At 67.1% G+C, this 15688-nt stretch carries 16 protein-coding genes; 6 read left to right on the top strand and 10 right to left on the bottom strand.

The features are described 5' to 3' along the window. The first annotated feature begins 29 nt into the window (after window positions 1-29). Window positions 30-1463, top strand: coding sequence for a nicotinate phosphoribosyltransferase (locus HWX09_RS27645; protein WP_027781147.1), 1434 nt, complete (start codon window positions 30-32; stop codon window positions 1461-1463). Between the two features lie 45 nt (window positions 1464-1508). Here HWX09_RS27645 and HWX09_RS27640 read toward each other — a convergent pair whose 3' ends face one another. Beyond that, entirely contained in the window at window positions 1509-2984 is a 1476-nt protein-coding gene (locus HWX09_RS27640; RefSeq protein WP_027781146.1) for a PLP-dependent aminotransferase family protein, read from the bottom strand. Between the two features lie 124 nt (window positions 2985-3108). On the opposite strand from HWX09_RS27640, the gene HWX09_RS27635 reads away from it, so the two are divergent. Continuing rightward, window positions 3109-3996 carry a DMT family transporter gene (locus tag HWX09_RS27635; protein WP_027781145.1) on the top strand — a complete coding sequence of 296 codons (888 nt, stop codon included), beginning with the start codon at window positions 3109-3111 and terminating at the stop codon, window positions 3994-3996. Window positions 3997-4096: 100 nt separating this feature from the next. On the opposite strand, the gene HWX09_RS27630 is transcribed toward HWX09_RS27635, so the two are convergent. The 6 genes from HWX09_RS27630 to lysA form a co-directional block, all read right to left on the bottom strand. Next, window positions 4097-4441: a DUF3088 domain-containing protein gene (locus HWX09_RS27630; RefSeq protein ID WP_027781144.1), complete on the bottom strand. Its 345-nt coding sequence runs from the start codon at window positions 4439-4441 to the stop codon at window positions 4097-4099. 74 nt (window positions 4442-4515) lie between these two features. After that, window positions 4516-5697, bottom strand: a complete 1182-nt coding sequence (gene metC, locus HWX09_RS27625; RefSeq protein WP_027781143.1) for a cystathionine beta-lyase — start codon at window positions 5695-5697, stop codon at window positions 4516-4518. A gap of 46 nt (window positions 5698-5743) precedes the next feature. Further along, window positions 5744-6469: an amino acid ABC transporter ATP-binding protein gene (locus tag HWX09_RS27620; RefSeq protein WP_027781142.1), complete on the bottom strand. Its 726-nt coding sequence runs from the start codon at window positions 6467-6469 to the stop codon at window positions 5744-5746. A 41-nt stretch (window positions 6470-6510) separates the two neighbouring features. Then, window positions 6511-7170: an amino acid ABC transporter permease gene (locus HWX09_RS27615; protein ID WP_027781141.1), complete on the bottom strand. Its 660-nt coding sequence runs from the start codon at window positions 7168-7170 to the stop codon at window positions 6511-6513. Between the two features lie 67 nt (window positions 7171-7237). Beyond that, window positions 7238-8038: a transporter substrate-binding domain-containing protein gene (locus HWX09_RS27610; protein WP_027781140.1), complete on the bottom strand. Its 801-nt coding sequence runs from the start codon at window positions 8036-8038 to the stop codon at window positions 7238-7240. A 582-nt stretch (window positions 8039-8620) separates the two neighbouring features. Further along, a complete protein-coding gene (gene lysA / locus HWX09_RS27605) occupies window positions 8621-9859 on the bottom strand; it encodes a diaminopimelate decarboxylase (protein WP_027781139.1) in 1239 nt (412 codons plus the stop codon). A gap of 107 nt (window positions 9860-9966) precedes the next feature. Between lysA and HWX09_RS27600 the strand changes: the two genes are divergently transcribed. Both HWX09_RS27600 and HWX09_RS27595 read left to right on the top strand, forming a co-directional pair. After that, a complete protein-coding gene (locus HWX09_RS27600) occupies window positions 9967-10881 on the top strand; it encodes a LysR family transcriptional regulator (RefSeq protein WP_027781138.1) in 915 nt (304 codons plus the stop codon). 59 nt (window positions 10882-10940) lie between these two features. After that, window positions 10941-11540, top strand: a complete 600-nt coding sequence (locus HWX09_RS27595) for a GNAT family protein (RefSeq protein WP_027781137.1) — start codon at window positions 10941-10943, stop codon at window positions 11538-11540. Between the two features lie 114 nt (window positions 11541-11654). On the opposite strand, the gene HWX09_RS27590 is transcribed toward HWX09_RS27595, so the two are convergent. Together HWX09_RS27590 and HWX09_RS27585 are read right to left on the bottom strand one after the other, a co-directional pair. Beyond that, complete coding sequence (locus tag HWX09_RS27590; protein ID WP_027781136.1) at window positions 11655-12233, bottom strand: DUF4142 domain-containing protein; 579 nt, start codon at window positions 12231-12233, stop codon at window positions 11655-11657. A gap of 406 nt (window positions 12234-12639) precedes the next feature. Further along, on the bottom strand, window positions 12640-13263 hold the full coding sequence (locus HWX09_RS27585) for an HAD hydrolase-like protein (protein WP_027781135.1): 624 nt from the start codon (window positions 13261-13263) through the stop codon (window positions 12640-12642). Window positions 13264-13512: 249 nt separating this feature from the next. On the opposite strand from HWX09_RS27585, the gene HWX09_RS27580 reads away from it, so the two are divergent. Together HWX09_RS27580 and HWX09_RS27575 are read left to right on the top strand one after the other, a co-directional pair. Further along, window positions 13513-13956, top strand: a complete 444-nt coding sequence (locus HWX09_RS27580) for a GNAT family N-acetyltransferase (RefSeq protein ID WP_027781134.1) — start codon at window positions 13513-13515, stop codon at window positions 13954-13956. A gap of 60 nt (window positions 13957-14016) precedes the next feature. Beyond that, entirely contained in the window at window positions 14017-14235 is a 219-nt protein-coding gene (locus tag HWX09_RS27575; RefSeq protein WP_006480837.1) for a DUF1653 domain-containing protein, read from the top strand. Between the two features lie 61 nt (window positions 14236-14296). Here HWX09_RS27575 and HWX09_RS27570 read toward each other — a convergent pair whose 3' ends face one another. Then, window positions 14297-15508 carry a crosslink repair DNA glycosylase YcaQ family protein gene (locus tag HWX09_RS27570; protein WP_027781133.1) on the bottom strand — a complete coding sequence of 404 codons (1212 nt, stop codon included), beginning with the start codon at window positions 15506-15508 and terminating at the stop codon, window positions 14297-14299. Between the last annotated feature and the right edge of the window lie 180 nt (window positions 15509-15688).

Below are 15688 nucleotides of genomic sequence, written 5' to 3'. Positions count from 1 at the left end.
CACTTCAACGGCCTAGAGGAGCTCTAGCCATGCAAAACGATCCCGGCGGCTTTGCCGCGGTTCTCGCCAATCCGATTCTCAACACGGATTCGTACAAGGCTTCCCACTTCCTGCAATATCCGCCGGACGCATCGGCGATGTTCTCGTACGTCGAATCGCGCGGCGGCCGTTACGACCGCACGCTGTTCTTCGGCCTCCAGATGCTGCTGAAGGAGTATCTGTGCAAGCCGGTCACGCATGCGATGATCGACGATGCGCGCGATTTCTTCACCGTGCACGGCGAGCCGTTCAACGAAGCAGGATGGCGCCATATCGTCGAGCACTATGACGGCTACCTGCCGGTGAAGATCCGTGCGGTGCCGGAAGGGGCGATCGTGCCGGTGCACAACGTGCTGATGACGGTCGAATGCGAGGATCCGCAGGTGTTCTGGCTCGCGTCGTATCTCGAGACGATGCTGTTGCGCATCTGGTATCCGGTGACGGTGGCGACCCGCAGCTGGCATCTGCGCCAAACGATTCGCCGCTTCCTCGAAAGGACCGACGACGATCTCGCGCAACTGCCGTTCAAGCTGCACGACTTCGGCGCGCGCGGCGTGTCGAGCGCGGAATCGGCCGCGATCGGCGGCGCCGCGCATCTCGTGAGCTTCATGGGCTCGGACACGGTGCTCGGCGTGCTCGCCGCGAACCGCTTCTATCGCGAGCCGATGGCCGCCTACTCGGTGCCGGCGGCCGAGCACAGCACGATCACGTCGTGGGGGCGCGAAGGCGAGGCCGATGCGTACCGCAACATGATCGGCCGATTCGGGTTGCCGGGCGCGATCGTATCGGTCGTGTCGGACTCCTACGATCTGTTCGCCGCACTCGATCTGTGGGGCGGCGAACTTCGGCAGGCGGTGATCGATTCGGGCGCGACGCTCGTCGTGCGTCCCGATTCCGGCGACCCGGTGACGATCGTGCTGCAGACGGTGCGGGCGCTCGATGCGTCGTTCGGTTCGTCCGTGAACGGCAAGGGGCGGCGCGTGCTGAACCGTGTGCGCGTGATCCAGGGCGACGGTGTCGACGAGCAGTCGATCGAAGCGATCCTCGTTGCGCTCGACGAGGCGGGTTACGCGGCCGGCAACGTCGTATTCGGTATGGGTGGCGCGTTGTTGCAGCGCGTGAACCGCGACACGCAGCGCTTTGCGATGAAGTGTTCGGCCATCCGGCGCGGCGGCGTGTGGCACGACGTCCGCAAGGATCCGGTCACCGATCGGGGCAAGCGCTCGAAGCAGGGGCGGCTCACGCTGCTGCGCAATCGCCGCACTGGCGAGTATCGAACGGTGACGCTGCCGATTGCGTGGGACGATCGTGCGCTTGAAGGCGAATGGGACGAGGCGCTCGACACGGTATTCGACACAGGGCGTTTGCTCGTCGATACGTCGTTCGCCGAGGTGAGGGCGAGGGCGCACGCGGGGGAAGTGTGACGCAGGCGGCGGCGGGGCGTCCCGCCGCGGCGCGGCCGGTTCGTGTCACTTGCCGGCCAGCGCACGGCCGCCGGCGTCCGCCGCCGCGCTGCCGCGTTCCACCGCACGCGCCGCCTCCATTGCCCGCGCAAGCGCATCGAACACGGCAGGCCCCTTGCAGCGCGACACGTTGAAGCGCATGTACGACGTCGCGCTGCGCGACGCGCTGAACACGTCGCCGGGTGCGAGGACCACGTCGTGGTCCAGCGCGTGGCGCGCGACGCGTGCGGCGTCGAGCCCGTCCGGCAACTGCGCCCACACGAACAACCCGCCGCGCGGCTCCGTCCAGATCCCGAGGCCGGCTCGCGCGAGGCGCCGGATCGTTTCGCCCATCGCATCCGCGAGACGCGCGCGCAGGCTGTCGAGATGGCGCCGGTACGTGCCGTCGATCAGCAGCCGGTGCACGACGTTCGCGCCGATCTGCGCATTGCCGAACGACGTCGCGAGCTTCAGGTCGACGAGCGCGTCGATCCATTCCGGGCGCGCGGCGATATAGCCGCAGCGGATCGCGGCCGACAGCGTTTTCGAGAAGCTGCCGATCGACACGACGCGCGACAGCCCGTCGAACGCCGCGAGGCGCGGCGCGGGCGTGCTCTCGAAATCCGCGAAGATGTCGTCCTCGACGATCAGCAGCCCGTGCTCGGCCGCGAGCGTCAGCAGCCGGTGCGCGACGGGCGGCGCGAGCGTCGCGCCGGTCGGGTTGTGCAGTGCCGCGTTGGTGATGTACAGGCGCGGCCGGTGCTCGGCGAGTACTTGCTCGAAGCGCACGAGATCGGGGCCGTTCGGCGTGAACGGAACGCTGACAATCCGCGCACGGTGCGCGCGCAGCAGCGCCTGGAAGTTGAAGTAGCACGGATCGTCGAGCACGACGGTATCGCCGGGTTCCAGCAGCAGGCGGCACACGAGGTCGAGCGCGTGCGTGCCGCCGTCGGTCAGCATGATCTGCGCGGGTTCCGCGTGGACGCCGTGCTGGGCGAGCCGCCATGCAAGCTGCTGGCGCAGCGCGGGCAGGCCGAGCGGCGTCGCATAGTCGGTCAGCGCATCGGGTTCGTCGCGCGACACGGCGCGCAGTGCGCGACGCAGGCTTTCGTCGGGCAGCCACGACGACGGCAACCATCCGCAGCCGGGCTTCACCGACGTCGGCGCCGCTTCGAGCGACTGGCGCGACAGCCACAACGGATCGAGCGCGCGATCGAGGCGGGGGCCCAATTCGGCGAGTGCGAGCGGCGGCGCGTGGCCGGACACGTAGAAGCCCGACCCGCGCCGTGCGACGAGCACGCCTTCGCTCGCGAGCCGTTCGTACGCATCGACGACCGTCGATTTCGACACGCCGAGCGCGTCGGCCATCATCCGGATCGACGGCACGCGCGCGCCGGGCATCAGCGCGCGGCTCGCGATTCGCGCGCGCAGGGTATCCATGACGGTTTCCACGCGCGTGCGCGACGGCGCGGGCGGAGTGGGAATCGGGGCGGAGTGGTTCATGGCGGACGATGAACTGTACGGCTGGTTGTTCAGTACAGTTTGGCTGAATTGTATTGGGCTGTAGCTTACGCCGTTTTCGTCGCCGGCGGATCATCGGTCATCCATTTTCCATTCAGGGTTGACCGTGCAAAAGACGACCGACGGATGGCTCAGCGGCATGCTGGGCGTCATCATCTTCAGTGGCTCGCTGCCCGCGACGCGTGTCGCGGTGCAAGGGCTCGACCCGCTGTTCCTCACGTTCGCCCGCGCTACGATCGCCGGTGCGCTCGGCCTGCTGCTGCTCGTCGTGCTGAAGCAGAAGCGGCCGTCGCGTGCCGAGGCCGTGTCGCTGGCCGTCGTCGCGCTCGGGGTCGTGGTCGGTTTTCCGTTGCTGACGGCGCTTGCGCTGAAGCACGTGACGTCGGCGCATGCGATCGTGTTCGTCGGGCTGCTGCCGCTCGCGACCGCGCTGTTCGGCGTGTGGCGCGGCGGCGAGCGGCCGCGGCTGCCGTTCTGGATCTTCTCGATCGTCGGCAGCGGCGCGGTGGCCGCGTTTGCGTTGCGCAACGGCGGGCAGGCATCGGTGGTCGGCGATGCGCTGATGCTGGCCGCGATCGTCGCGTGCGGGCTCGGCTATGCGGAAGGCGCGCGGCTGTCGCGCCAGCTCGGCGGCTGGCAGGTGATCTCGTGGGCGCTCGTGCTGTCGCTGCCGCTGATGCTGCCGCTCGCGTGGCTGACCTCGCCCGCGTCGTTCGACGGCGTAGACGCCGCCGCGCTGTGGGGGCTCGCGTACGTGTCGCTGTTCAGCATGTTGATCGGCTTCGTGTTCTGGTATCGCGGGCTTGCGCTCGGCGGGATCGCGGGCGTCGGCCAGTTGCAACTGCTGCAGCCGTTCCTCGGCCTCCTGCTCGCGGCCGGGCTGCTGCACGAGACGGTGCCGCCGTCGATGGTCGTCGTGACGGTCGTGGTGGTCGGCTGCGTGGCGGGCGCGAAGTACTTCTCGAGGATGGCGCCCGTGCAGCGCGCGGGGTGACGCACCCTCCTGAGCGAAGGTGCGGCCGGCGGTGCGCGAAAGGGGCGGCTCATCGCGCGCTCCGTTCAGTGCAACCGCTCGACCGCACGCGCCGGCGTGCTTACGCGACGTGCGCGACGCCGTACTGCGACGACAGATATCGCCGGATATCGGCAGGCGAATCGATGAAGCGCCGGCCGTTGTGTTCGCGGATCGCGAGAGTGTCGTCGTTCGGTGCGTGTCCGTCGCCAAGTACGAGTACCGGCGCCGACTGGTTGTCCGCGCCGATCAGCGCGACGATCGGCTGGCGCGGGCGCGGTGCGTCGACGTATTCGACGTGGACAGCGTCGCGCAACCGCGGATAGAAGCTCAACAGCCCTTCGACGGCAACCGAATCGCCGCAGTAGAACGGACCTTCGGAGTCCTTGAAGAAGTCGGGGCGGAGAATGAACAGCGTGTCTTTCATGATGGTCTCGCTATGAGAGGGGGGAACGTCGAAGAAAACGCGATACGGAGCGACGTGCGCGACGCCGCCGGATTTCACGCTTCGGCAAGTGCGGCGGCGCGCATTCGCGCGAAGCCGGCGGCGAGGTCGGCAATCATGTCGTCGGGATGCTCGAGCCCCGCATGAATCCGCAGCAGCGGGCCGGCCGCCGTCCAGCGGGTGGCGGTGCGGTGGCGCGACGGACTGGACGGGATGATCAGGCTTTCGAAGCCGCCCCAGCTGTATCCCATGCCGAAGCACGTCATGCCGTCGAGCAGCGCGCGCACGGCCTCGTCGGCCTGCGGATGCAGCACCACGCCGAACAGCCCGCACGCGCCCGTGAAATCGCGCTGCCACAGCGCATGGCCGGCGTCGCCGGCGCGCGCCGGATACAGGATCTGCGCGACTTCCGGCTGTTGCGACAGCCATTCGGTCAGCACGTGCGCGTTGCGCTGGTGCCGCTCGAGCCGGACCGACAGCGTCCGCAGGCCGCGCAGTGCGAGATACGCGTCGTCGCCGCTGACGGTCATTCCGAGTTGCCGGTAGAAGCGCGTGACTTTCGGCGCGAGCGCATCGGTCGTCAGGATCGCGCCCATCAGCACGTCGGAGTGCCCGGCGATGTATTTGGTCGCCGCGTGAATCGACACGTCGACGCCATGCGAAAACGAGCGGAAATTCAGCGGCGTGCCCCACGTGTTGTCGAGCAGCACGACCGCGCCGTGCCGGTGCGCGACGCGGCTGATGGCCGGAATATCCTGCACTTCGAAGGTCAGCGAACCCGGCGATTCGGCGAATACCGCGCGCGTGTTCGGCCGCATCGACGACGCGATGTCCGCGCCGGCCGCCGGGTCGTAGTAGGTCGTCTCGATGCCGAGACGCGCCAGCGTTTCATCGCAGAACGAACGGGTCGGGTCGTACACGGAATCGACCATCAGCAGATGGTCGCCCGGGTTCAGCACCGCGAGCAGCGCGGTCGTGATCGCGCTGAGGCCGCTCGGCGTCAGCAGCGCGGCATGCGCGCCTTCGAGCCGCGCGAGCGCCTTCTCGAGCGCGCGGGTGGTCGGGCTGCCGTGCCGTCCGTATGCGAGCGGCGTGCCGCGCACGGCGTCGAGCGCGTCGGTGCCGTGAAAGAGCAGCGTCGACTGACGGTACACGGGCGGGTTCACGGGCGAACCGGGCTGGCCGTGCGAGCGGCCTTCATGGGCGAGAACGGTGTCGGTCGAAAGCAGGTGGTTCAAGATGTCTCCTTTGAGTGTCGATCGAAGCGGGGCGGCGGTGGCGCGGTCAATGCAGGATCTTGTCGAGGAAGTCGCGTGCGCGCTCGGAGCGCGGCGCCGCGAAGAACCGGTCGCTCGCTGCATCCTCGACCACCGCGCCCTGGTCCATGAAGATCACGCGATGCGCGACCTTCCGCGCAAAGCCCATCTCATGCGTCACGCAGACCATCGTCATGCCTTCGCGCGCGAGTTCGACCATCACGTCGAGCACTTCGGTGATCATCTCGGGATCGAGCGCGGAGGTCGGCTCGTCGAACAGCATCGCGACCGGGTTCATCGACAGCGCGCGCGCGATCGCGACGCGCTGCTGCTGTCCGCCGGACAACTGCCCCGGATATTTGTGCGCGTGCGCCTTCAGGCCGACGCGGTCGAGCAGCTTCATGCCGTTCTCGATCGCTTCGTCCTTGCGGCGGCCGAGCACCTTCGTCTGCGCGAGCGTCAGGTTCTCGGTGATCGGCAGGTGCGGAAACAGCTCGAAGTGCTGGAACACCATGCCGACGCGGGCGCGCAATTGCGCGAGCTTCGCGGCGGGATCGCCGAGCCGCGTGCCGTCGACGGTGATGCTGCCTTTCTGGAACGGTTCGAGGCCGTTGATCGTCTTGATCAGCGTCGATTTGCCGGAGCCCGACGGCCCGCACACGACGACCACTTCACCTTTCGAGACCGCCGCGCTGCAGGCCGAGAGCACCTGGTGCTTGCCATACCATTTCGATACGTTGTCGAGCGTAATCATGTTCTGTCCGTCGATGGAGTTCATGGGAATCCCGGGCGCGGTCAATGCGTGGACGGCAGCGCGAGGCGCGTCTCGACGCGACCCTGCAGCCGCGTGAGCAGCGTGCTGAGCACCCAGTAGATCGCGGCGGCAGCGAGATAGAGCGGCAGCGGCTGGAACGTCGCGGCGATCACTTCCTGCGTCGAACGCAGCAGCTCGGTGACGGTGATCACCGAGACCAGCGACGTGTCCTTGATCAGGCTGATCAGCGTGTTGCCGAGGCTCGGCACCGCGAGGCGCAGCGCCTGCGGGCACACGATGTAGCGCAGCGTCTGCACGTGCGTGAGGCCGAGGCTGTGCGCGGCGGCCCATTGCCCGCGGCCGATGCCGAGGATCGCGCCGCGCATGCTTTCGGACAGGTAGGCGCCCGCGTTGAGCGTCAGCGTGAAGATGCCGGCCGTGGTCGGATCGAGCGTGATGCCGAGATCGGGCAGGCCGTAGTAGACGACGAACATCTGCACGAGCAGCGGTGTGCCGCGCATCAGGCTCACGTAGCCTTGCGCGAGGCTCGCGGCAAGCCGGTTGCTGCCGATGCGCATGATGGCGACCACGAGCCCGACGACGAGGCCGAGCGCCATCGATGCGACGGCGAACTTCAGCGTGAACACCGCGCCCTTGACCATCACGGGCAGCGTATGAACGACCAGTTCGATTGCTTCCATTGCGTGTCTCCTGATTGTGTGCCGGCCCGCCCGCGCATTCGTGCGCGCGGGCGCGAGGCGAGCTGCGTTACTGCGTCACGGGCTTGGTCGTGTCGGCGCCGAACCACTGCATCGAGATCTTCTTCAGCGTGCCGTCCTGCTGCAGCGACGCAAGCGCATCGTCGATCGCCTTCGCGAATTTCGGATTGCCCTTGCGGAACGGGATGCCCATGCGGTCCTCGCCGCCCGCGAGCACGGAGCCCGGGCGCAGCGGCAGGTGCGAGTTCCTGATCAGGTAGCTGAGCATCAGGCGATCGTTGACTGCCGCGTCGATACGGCCGGCCGCGAGGTCGCGCAGGTTTTCGGGCGTACCGGGATAGACCTGGAGGTCGATCGCGGGCACGGTCTTGACCAGGTCGACATAGTTGCTGCCCATCGTCACGCCGACCTTCTTGCCCTTCAATTCGTCGAGCGACTTGAATGCGCGCGCATCGTTTTGCCGTTGCAGCAGTTGCGCGGACGAATACACGTACGGCGCGCTGAAGTCGAGCGCCTGCTGGCGCGACGGCGTGATCGCGACCTGGTTGACGATCACGTCGAACTTGCCGGCTTGCAGGCCTGCCAGAATTCCGCTCCATTCGGTCGTCACGAACTGCGGCTTCACGCCGAGGCGGGCGGACACCGCCTTCGCGACGTCGACGTCGAAGCCTTCGAGCTGGCCGTCGGCGTTGCGGTAATCGAACGGCGGGTAGGTGCCTTCCAGCGCGATCTTCAGCACGCCGGCCTGCTTGACGGTGTCGAGCAGGTCCGCCGCGTGCGACGTCGTGGCCGCGACGCAGAGGAGGGCGGCCGCGATGCCGTGTTTGAACGTCGGGGTGAAGTGCTTCATGGTTGTCTCCGTGGTTGTTGTCGAAAATTCAGGATGCGCGAAGCCGCGGCGACGGGCGGCGTCGCCGTGAGCGGGAAGTCGGTGAAGCGTGAGTCGGCGAGGGTGGTGATTCGCCGTGCGCGATGCCGTGCGTTACGGCATGCGTTCGTGCGCGGCGAAGGTGCGGTGCGCGTGCGGATGGCGGACGCAGGCACGCGAGCCGAGGCGACGGCCGGCGTGCGCGGTGAAGCGTTCAAGCGTGTAATTCATGGTTGCCCGTGCAGCGTTGCGAGTGGTGGGCCGGACGCATCGTCGACGCGTATCCGGCGGGAATGCCGTGCGACTGAGGGCAATCTTAGTTTTGTCAAAAGGGAATGTGTTTCCAAAGATGCGTGCACTTTTCACGCAACGTGGAATGTTTTTCTCTGCGCGCGAAAGGTGGCGCAAGCGATCTGCTGCGGTTGCGCGCGAGGAGAGGGATCAGGTGCTACGGCGCGCTCGCGCGGTTGCTCCGCGCGCGACCCGGCGGCATGCCGAAAAGCAAAACGGCCAGGCTGCCGGTTGCGGCAAGCCTGGCCGTTGGCGTTCGTCACGCCGGGCGGGTTACTCGAACGTTTCCAGCGCGAGCAATTCGCCGATCGTCTGCCGGCGGCGGATCAGTCGCGGCGTGCCGCGATCGACCAGCACTTCCGGCGCGAGCGGCCGGCTGTTGTAGTTCGAGGACATCGACGCGCCATACGCGCCCGCGTCGTGCAGGAACAGCAGGTCGCCGATCCGCGGCTGCGCGAGCTTGCGGTGCGTGACCACACCGCCTGCATCCTGCGTGAACACGTCGCCCGATTCGCACAGCGGCCCGGCGATCGCGAGGTCGACGAGCGGCCGGCCGACGGGCGGCGCGCCATCGTTCGCATGCACCGACACCGCGTGATAGCTGCCGTACATCGACGGGCGCATCAGATCGTTGAAGCCCGCGTCGATCAGCACGAAATCGTGTTTCGGCCGGTGGTTGACGGCCTGTACTTCGGTGACGAGCGTGCCGGCTTCGGCGACGAGAAAGCGGCCCGGTTCGATCTCGATGCGCACCGGATGGCCGAGATGCCGTTCGATCCGCTTGCGCGCGGCGTCCCACTGGCTGAAGTAGTGACCGACGTCGACACGCGGTTCGCCGTCGCGATACGGAATCGACAGGCCGCCGCCGGCCGAGATCGCGTCGATGTCGTGGCCGAGCGACGTGACGAGATCGACCATCGCATCGCACACCTGTGACAGGTGGCCGTAGTCGACGCCCGAACCGATGTGCATATGGATGCCGACGAGCTTCAGCCCATGCTGGCGCACGATCTCGATCGCGCGCGGGACGTCGTCGATCCAGATGCCGTGCTTGCTCTGCGGGCCGCCGGTGTTGGTCTTGTTGCTGTGGCCGTGGCCGAAACCGGGGTTGACGCGCAGCCACACGCGGTGGCCGGGTGCGTGCTCGCCGATGCGCGCGAGCATGTCGAGCGAACCGGCGTTCACGGTCACCCCATGCTTCAGCACCGCCGCAAGCGTCGGGCGGTCGATCAGGTCGGCCGTGAACACGACGCCTTCCGGCTCGCCCGTCGGACTGAATCCGGCCGCGAGGCTGCGCTCGATCTCGCCGAGCGACACGGCGTCGACACACGCGCCTTCCTCGCGCATCAGCTTCAGGATATGGACGTTCGAATTCGCCTTCTGCGCATAGCGGATCACGTCGAACTGGCGCAGTTGGGCGATGCGGTCGCGGATGACGTCGGCGTCGTACACCCACAGCGGGGTGCCGTATTGCTGCGCGAGCGTCGCGAGCTGGCGGGAATCGAGGGACATGGCGGATAAATCGGATCGAATGAACGGATAGCCGGATGATGCGCCTATTTGTCTATACAGTAAAATGCCTATCTATCGATACTCGATTCATTTTTGATATATACGTCATGCTCACGCACCGTCATATCGAGGTTTTTCGCGCGCTGATGGTCACCGGCAGCACCACGCGTGCGGCCGAGATGCTGTACACGTCGCAGCCCACCATCAGCCGTGAGCTGGCGCGGATGGAGCAGGTCGTCGGCTTTGCGCTGTTCGAACGCGCGCCCGGCCGGCTGCGCCCGACGATGGCCGCGCTCACGCTGTTCGACGACGTGCGGCTCGCGTATGTGGGGCTCGAACGCGTCGCGGCGACGGCCGCGCGCCTGCGCGAGTTTCGCGACGGGCAACTGTCGGTGATCGCGTTGCCGGCGTTCTCGCACGCGATCCTGCCCGGTGCGTGCCGGCGCTTTCACGACGCGCATGCGGGCGTCAGTGTGTCGATCGCGACACAGGAGTCGCCGGTGCTGGAGGAGTGGCTCACTGCCCAACGTTACGACCTCGGGTTGACCGAGCACGACGTCGCGCCGGCCGGCACTTTGCTTACGCCGCTGCTCGAAGTCGACGAGGTGTGCGTGCTGCCCGACGGCCATCCGCTGCTCGCGCAGGACGCGATCGACCTGCCGGATCTCGCCGACCGCCCGTTCGTGAGCCTGTCGCTGAACGATCCGTACCGCATCCTGATCGACGAGGCGTTCGCGCAGCTCGGCGTCGCGCCGCGTTCGGTGGTCGACACGCCGTCGGCGGTGTCGGTGTGTGCGTTCGTTCGGCAAGGGCTGGGGGCCGCGATCGTCAACCCGCTCACGGCGCTCGATTTCGTCGGCCGCGACCTGCACGTGCGGCCGCTGACGCGCTCGTTTCCGTACCGGGTCAGCGTGATCGTGCCCGAGCACCGGCCGAAGAACCTGCTCGTCGATGCGTTCGCCGACGCGTTGCGCGGCGAAGCGAAGGCGATCCGCCGCCGGCTGGCCGCACTCCTCGGCTAGCAGCGCCGCCGTATGATGGGCGTTTCGCCGCCATCGTCCTCATTTTCCGGAATCCCGCCATGACCGACGCATCGTCTTTCCTCGAGCAACCAACCCTCACCGGCGAACGTGTCGTCCTCCGCGCGCTCGATGCATCCGATCGGCAGGCGCTGCTGGACGCCGCGGCCGACGGCGAGTTGTGGAACCTGACGGTCACGGTCGTGCCGGGTGCGCATACGGTCGACGCCTACATCGACGCGGCGTTGCAGGGGCGGGCGGCCGGCACCGTGATGCCGTTCGTGATCGTCGATCGCGCGTCGGGCCGCGCCATCGGCAGTACGCGCTTCTGGAAGATCGACCGCAAGAATCGCAAGCTCGAGATCGGGCATACGTGGCTGAGCGAATCGGCGCAGCGTACGCGCGCGAATACCGAGGCGAAGTGGTTGCTGCTGGCTTATGCGTTCGACACGCTGCAATGCGTGCGCGTGCAGTTCACGACGGACGAGCTGAACGAGAAATCGCGCGCGGCGATCCTGCGGCTCGGCGCGAAACAGGAGGGCATCGTGCGCCACGAGCGGATCATGCCGGATGGCCGCAAGCGCAACTCGGTACGCTTCAGCATCATCGACGACGAATGGCCGGAAGTGCGTGCGCGACTCGAGGCGAAGCTGGCGACCTGAGGTGTGACGCGGGACGCCTGATGCTCGACGTGCGTCGCGCCGCCGGCAGGGGAGGCGGCAGCGCGACGGCGGGGGAAACGGTGCGCCGCGCACGATACGCGGCGCTGCATCGCGTTACTGCGCCGATGCGAGGTGATGACGCTGCGCGAGCTTCTGCGCGTCCGCGTAGTGCGCCTGCAGGATCGGCAGCGCCTGGCGTGCGACTTCCTTCAGCTTGGTGTCGCGGCCCGACGCGATTTCGGCCTGGAACGCCGAGATCGCCTTCTGCTGGCCGGCGAGCGCGACCTGTTCGATATACGCCTTGTCGAATTCGGCGCCGCGCAGGCTCTTGATGCTGTTCAGCACGGTCGTGTCCGGGTCGTTGGCCGGCACGTCGACGCCGCGCGGGCTCGCCGCGCGCATCGCCTGAATGATCTTTGCATCGTCGGTCGACACGCGTTGCGCGAACGCCTTGACCTGGCTGTCCGACGTGCGCGAATCGGCGATGCGCGCGGCGTCGTGCTGGGTCGACACGGTCTTCGTGCCGTCCGTGATGAAGGCCTGGTCGGCTTCGTGGATGCGCGTCGCGGTCGCGGCCGGCGCAGCCGACGCGCCGGGCGCCGGTTGCGCTGTTTGCGCGGTCGCCGTCACGGCGACGAGAAGCAGGCCGGCGGCAGACAAAGCAAGGCGCGAAATGTGGGGAAAGCGGTTCATGTGACCTCCTTTCGATCGGGGCTCTGGTTGAAAAACGGATCGTGTGATCCGTCGCTGTGCGAGAGACCGGGCGCGCCCGGGCCGGATTCGACCGCCGCTCTGCCGCGGCGCCGGTCGAAGTGTTTTCCGGCCCGACTGATTCTAGGAGAGCGGTCGAGTAGCAGGTGCAACCGTGCTGTGGTTTGTGTAACGGTTGGTAAGACGAATCGAGGGGCATGCGCGCGGACAGGTAGTGCCTACCTATGCGCATGCGGCGGCGGCAATTTTTGCGTGCGCGTGGCGCATGCAATGCATGAGATGCACGTGCGTGTCATCTGCATTTCATCGGCGTGATGTTGTCGCGGCTGTTGCCGTGGCGGCGCGTCGGGCGAGAGGGTCGCGGGTGTGGGTGGCGTGCGTGAAAGCCTTACACGCGATCGATCAGCGCATCGAGGCGCGGCAGCAACGGCGTCGCGCAATATGCCTGCAACGCGTCGGGCGCCGTGTAGCCCCACGCGACGCCTTGAAAGGCGATATGTGCACGCCGTGCCGCATCCGCGTCGCGGATTTCGTCGCCGACGTACAGCACTTCGTCGGCGCGCACGCCGGCCTCGCGAACGAGCGCGCGCAGACGGCGCGCCTTGCCGAACAGCGGAATGCCGCATGCGAAATGATCGACGCGCGCGCCGATGCGCGGGCCGAGCCGGTCACGCACGATTTCCTCGGTATTCGACGTGGCGATCGCGATGCGGATGCCGCGGGCGGCGAGCGCGTCGAAGGTTTCGTCGACGCCCGGGAACAACATCACTTGCGCAATGCGCGGCCGCATCAGGCGGCGCATGTCGATCGTCACCCGCGGCACTTTCCACATCGGCACCTCGAGCGCGCGGATGATGTCGCGCGCCGACATGCCGCGCAGCGCCGGGCGCAGTTCGGGCGTGGCGTCGCGAAAGCCGTGCAGGCGTGACGCTTCCGACAGCGCGGCGAGAAAACTGTCGAGCGAATCGGCGAGCGTGCCGTCGAAGTCGAATGCGACGAGGCGATAGGTCATGAGGCAGCGTGGAAGTTTATCGGGCGGGCGACATGGGGCCTACTCGTAGCGATAGCAGGACACGATGCTGATTTGAAGGTTTTGTACGTGTAACCGTGCAAGTGAGGCGCTGCCGGAATAGATATAAAAATATTGTATAGGTCTCGACGCGCGCCTGTTCTTCCGCGGTGCCCTCCCGCACCCTTGTCCGCCACTCGCCAGCGCGGTATCGTCGATGCTCCGCCTTCCGTCCCCGATCGGAGAACAGACGTGCCCGCTGCCACCCCCGCCACGCTCAGATTTTCCACCGACAAGCGCGAACTCGATATCGACGCGATCTTCGACTTCCTGCATCGCGACGCGTACTGGTCGCAGGGTATTCCGCGCGACGTCGTCGAGCGGGCGATCGAGGGTTCGTTGTGCTTCGGCGCGTACGTCGGCGACCGGCTCGTCGGGTTCGCGCGGCTCGTCACCGATCACGCGACGTTCGCGTACCTGTGCGACGTGTTCGTGCTGCCGGCCGAACGCGGCAACGGCTACGGCCGCGCACTGATCGACCATATATTCGCGCAGGAGATGGTGCAGGGGCTGCGCCGCATCATGCTCGCGACGACCGACGCGCACGATTTGTACCGGCCGGTCGGTTTCGGTCCGCCCGCGAACCCCGAGCGGCTGATGGAGATCCGCCGCCCCGACATCTATACGAAACGCTGACGGGCGGCGCAGCGCATACAATACGCGCTTTCCGTTTTTTGCCGAAGAGAGAAGCACGCCATGACCGAACAGGAAGCCGAACAGCTCGCAACGCACCGCCACTACAAGGGCGGCCTGTACCGCTACATCGGCGTTGCCCGCCATTCCGAAACCGAGGAGTCGGTGGTCGTGTACGAGCATCTGTGGCCGCATGCGCGCGGGCTCTGGGTGCGGCCGGAAGCGATGTTCAACGGCAATCTCGAAGACGGCACGCCGCGTTTTCGCAAGCTGCGCGACTGATCCGCGGCCGGCGGCGCATGCGCCGCAGTGTGGGCCGGTTGCGTGAGCGAGCGTACGTGCGTTACGTACCGGCGAGTGCCTTCACCAGTTCCGGCGGCGCATGCCTGACCGTCACCTCCGGCGTGCCGTGCCACGCCGCGAGTTTCTTCACGGCCTTCGCCACGTCGGCCGCGAGCCCGGTGCCGAACCGCACGCCCGGCTCGACATGCACGGCCTTCAGTTCGAACGTGCCGAGCGTGCGATGCGCTTTCGCGTCGACGCGGCCCACCAGCCGGCCGCGATGCAGCACGGGCAGGCAGAAATAGCCGTAGCGCCGCTTGTGCTCCGGCGTATAGCACTCGATCGTGTAGTCGAAACCGAACAGGGTCGATGCGCGCCGGCGATCCCACACGACCGGGTCGAACGGCGACAGCAGCGTCGTGACCGTCGAGCGTAGCGTGTCGTCCGCAGCCGCCGGCAGTAGCGCGTCGAGCGAGCGGTGCACGTAGGCCGGCTCCTTCCAGTCGTCGATCCGCACCGGAATCAGATCGCCGGCCTCGGCGAGCCGCTCGAGTTCCGCGCGGTACGAACGGCGCGGCAGCCGATAGTAGTCGGCCACCCAGTCCGCGCGCACGACGCCGAGCGCGCGACACGTGTAGTCGAGCAGCGCAGGCAGCACGGCATCGCGCGGCGGCAGGTCGCGCGCATCGTCCCAGCCGGGCAGCACGCGTTCGCGCACGTCGTACACGCGCTGGAAATTGCGGCGCTCCGACACCATCAGGTCGCCCGTCGTGAACAGCACTTCGAGGTGACGCTTTTCCGGCTTGCGATCCCACCAGCCGTTGCCCTTCACGCCATCCTCGCGCGCGAAATCGGCCGACCGCACCGGGCCCTCCTCGCGAATCCGCGCAAGCAGCCGTTCGATCTCGGGACGATTCTGCTCGTGCCATTCCGCCGCATATTTCCAGCCCATCCCCGACGGATCGAGCATCTTGTAGCGCATCAGCCCGAACTGCTCGATCGGCAGGAAACACGCTTCGTGCGACCAGTATTCGAACAGGCGCGCCTCGGCGAGATGTTCGTCGAGCCAGTGCGGCGAGAAATCGCCGAGACGGCTGAACAGCACGAGATACGGGCTGCGCGCGACGACGTGGATGGTGTCGATCTGCAACTGCGCCATCCGGCGGATCGTGTCGAGCACGTCGGACTTGGTCGCCTTGCGGCGCGGTGGCGTGAGCAGGCCCTGTGCGGCGAGATGCAGTGCGCGGGCGGAGGCGGGCGAGAGCGTGAGCATCGGAAGGACGGTCGAGAAGGACGATCGGGAGCCACTTTAGCGCGAAAGCGGCGCGCGCGTGCGACGTGCGGCCGCAACGCGTCTGACAATGGTTGACAGATGCGTTTTGCAAGTTTCCCTATAGTGCAGTTCATGGCGCGACGACAAGTGCGCGCAACGATTCCGCTTCCGACGCACATA

This window comes from Burkholderia sp. BCC1208, from assembly GCF_902833095.1.
In the GTDB taxonomy this organism is placed as follows: Bacteria; Pseudomonadota; Gammaproteobacteria; order Burkholderiales; family Burkholderiaceae; genus Burkholderia.
Note: the sequence above shows the minus strand (reverse complement) of the source record. Positions and strands in the feature narration are given on the sequence as shown.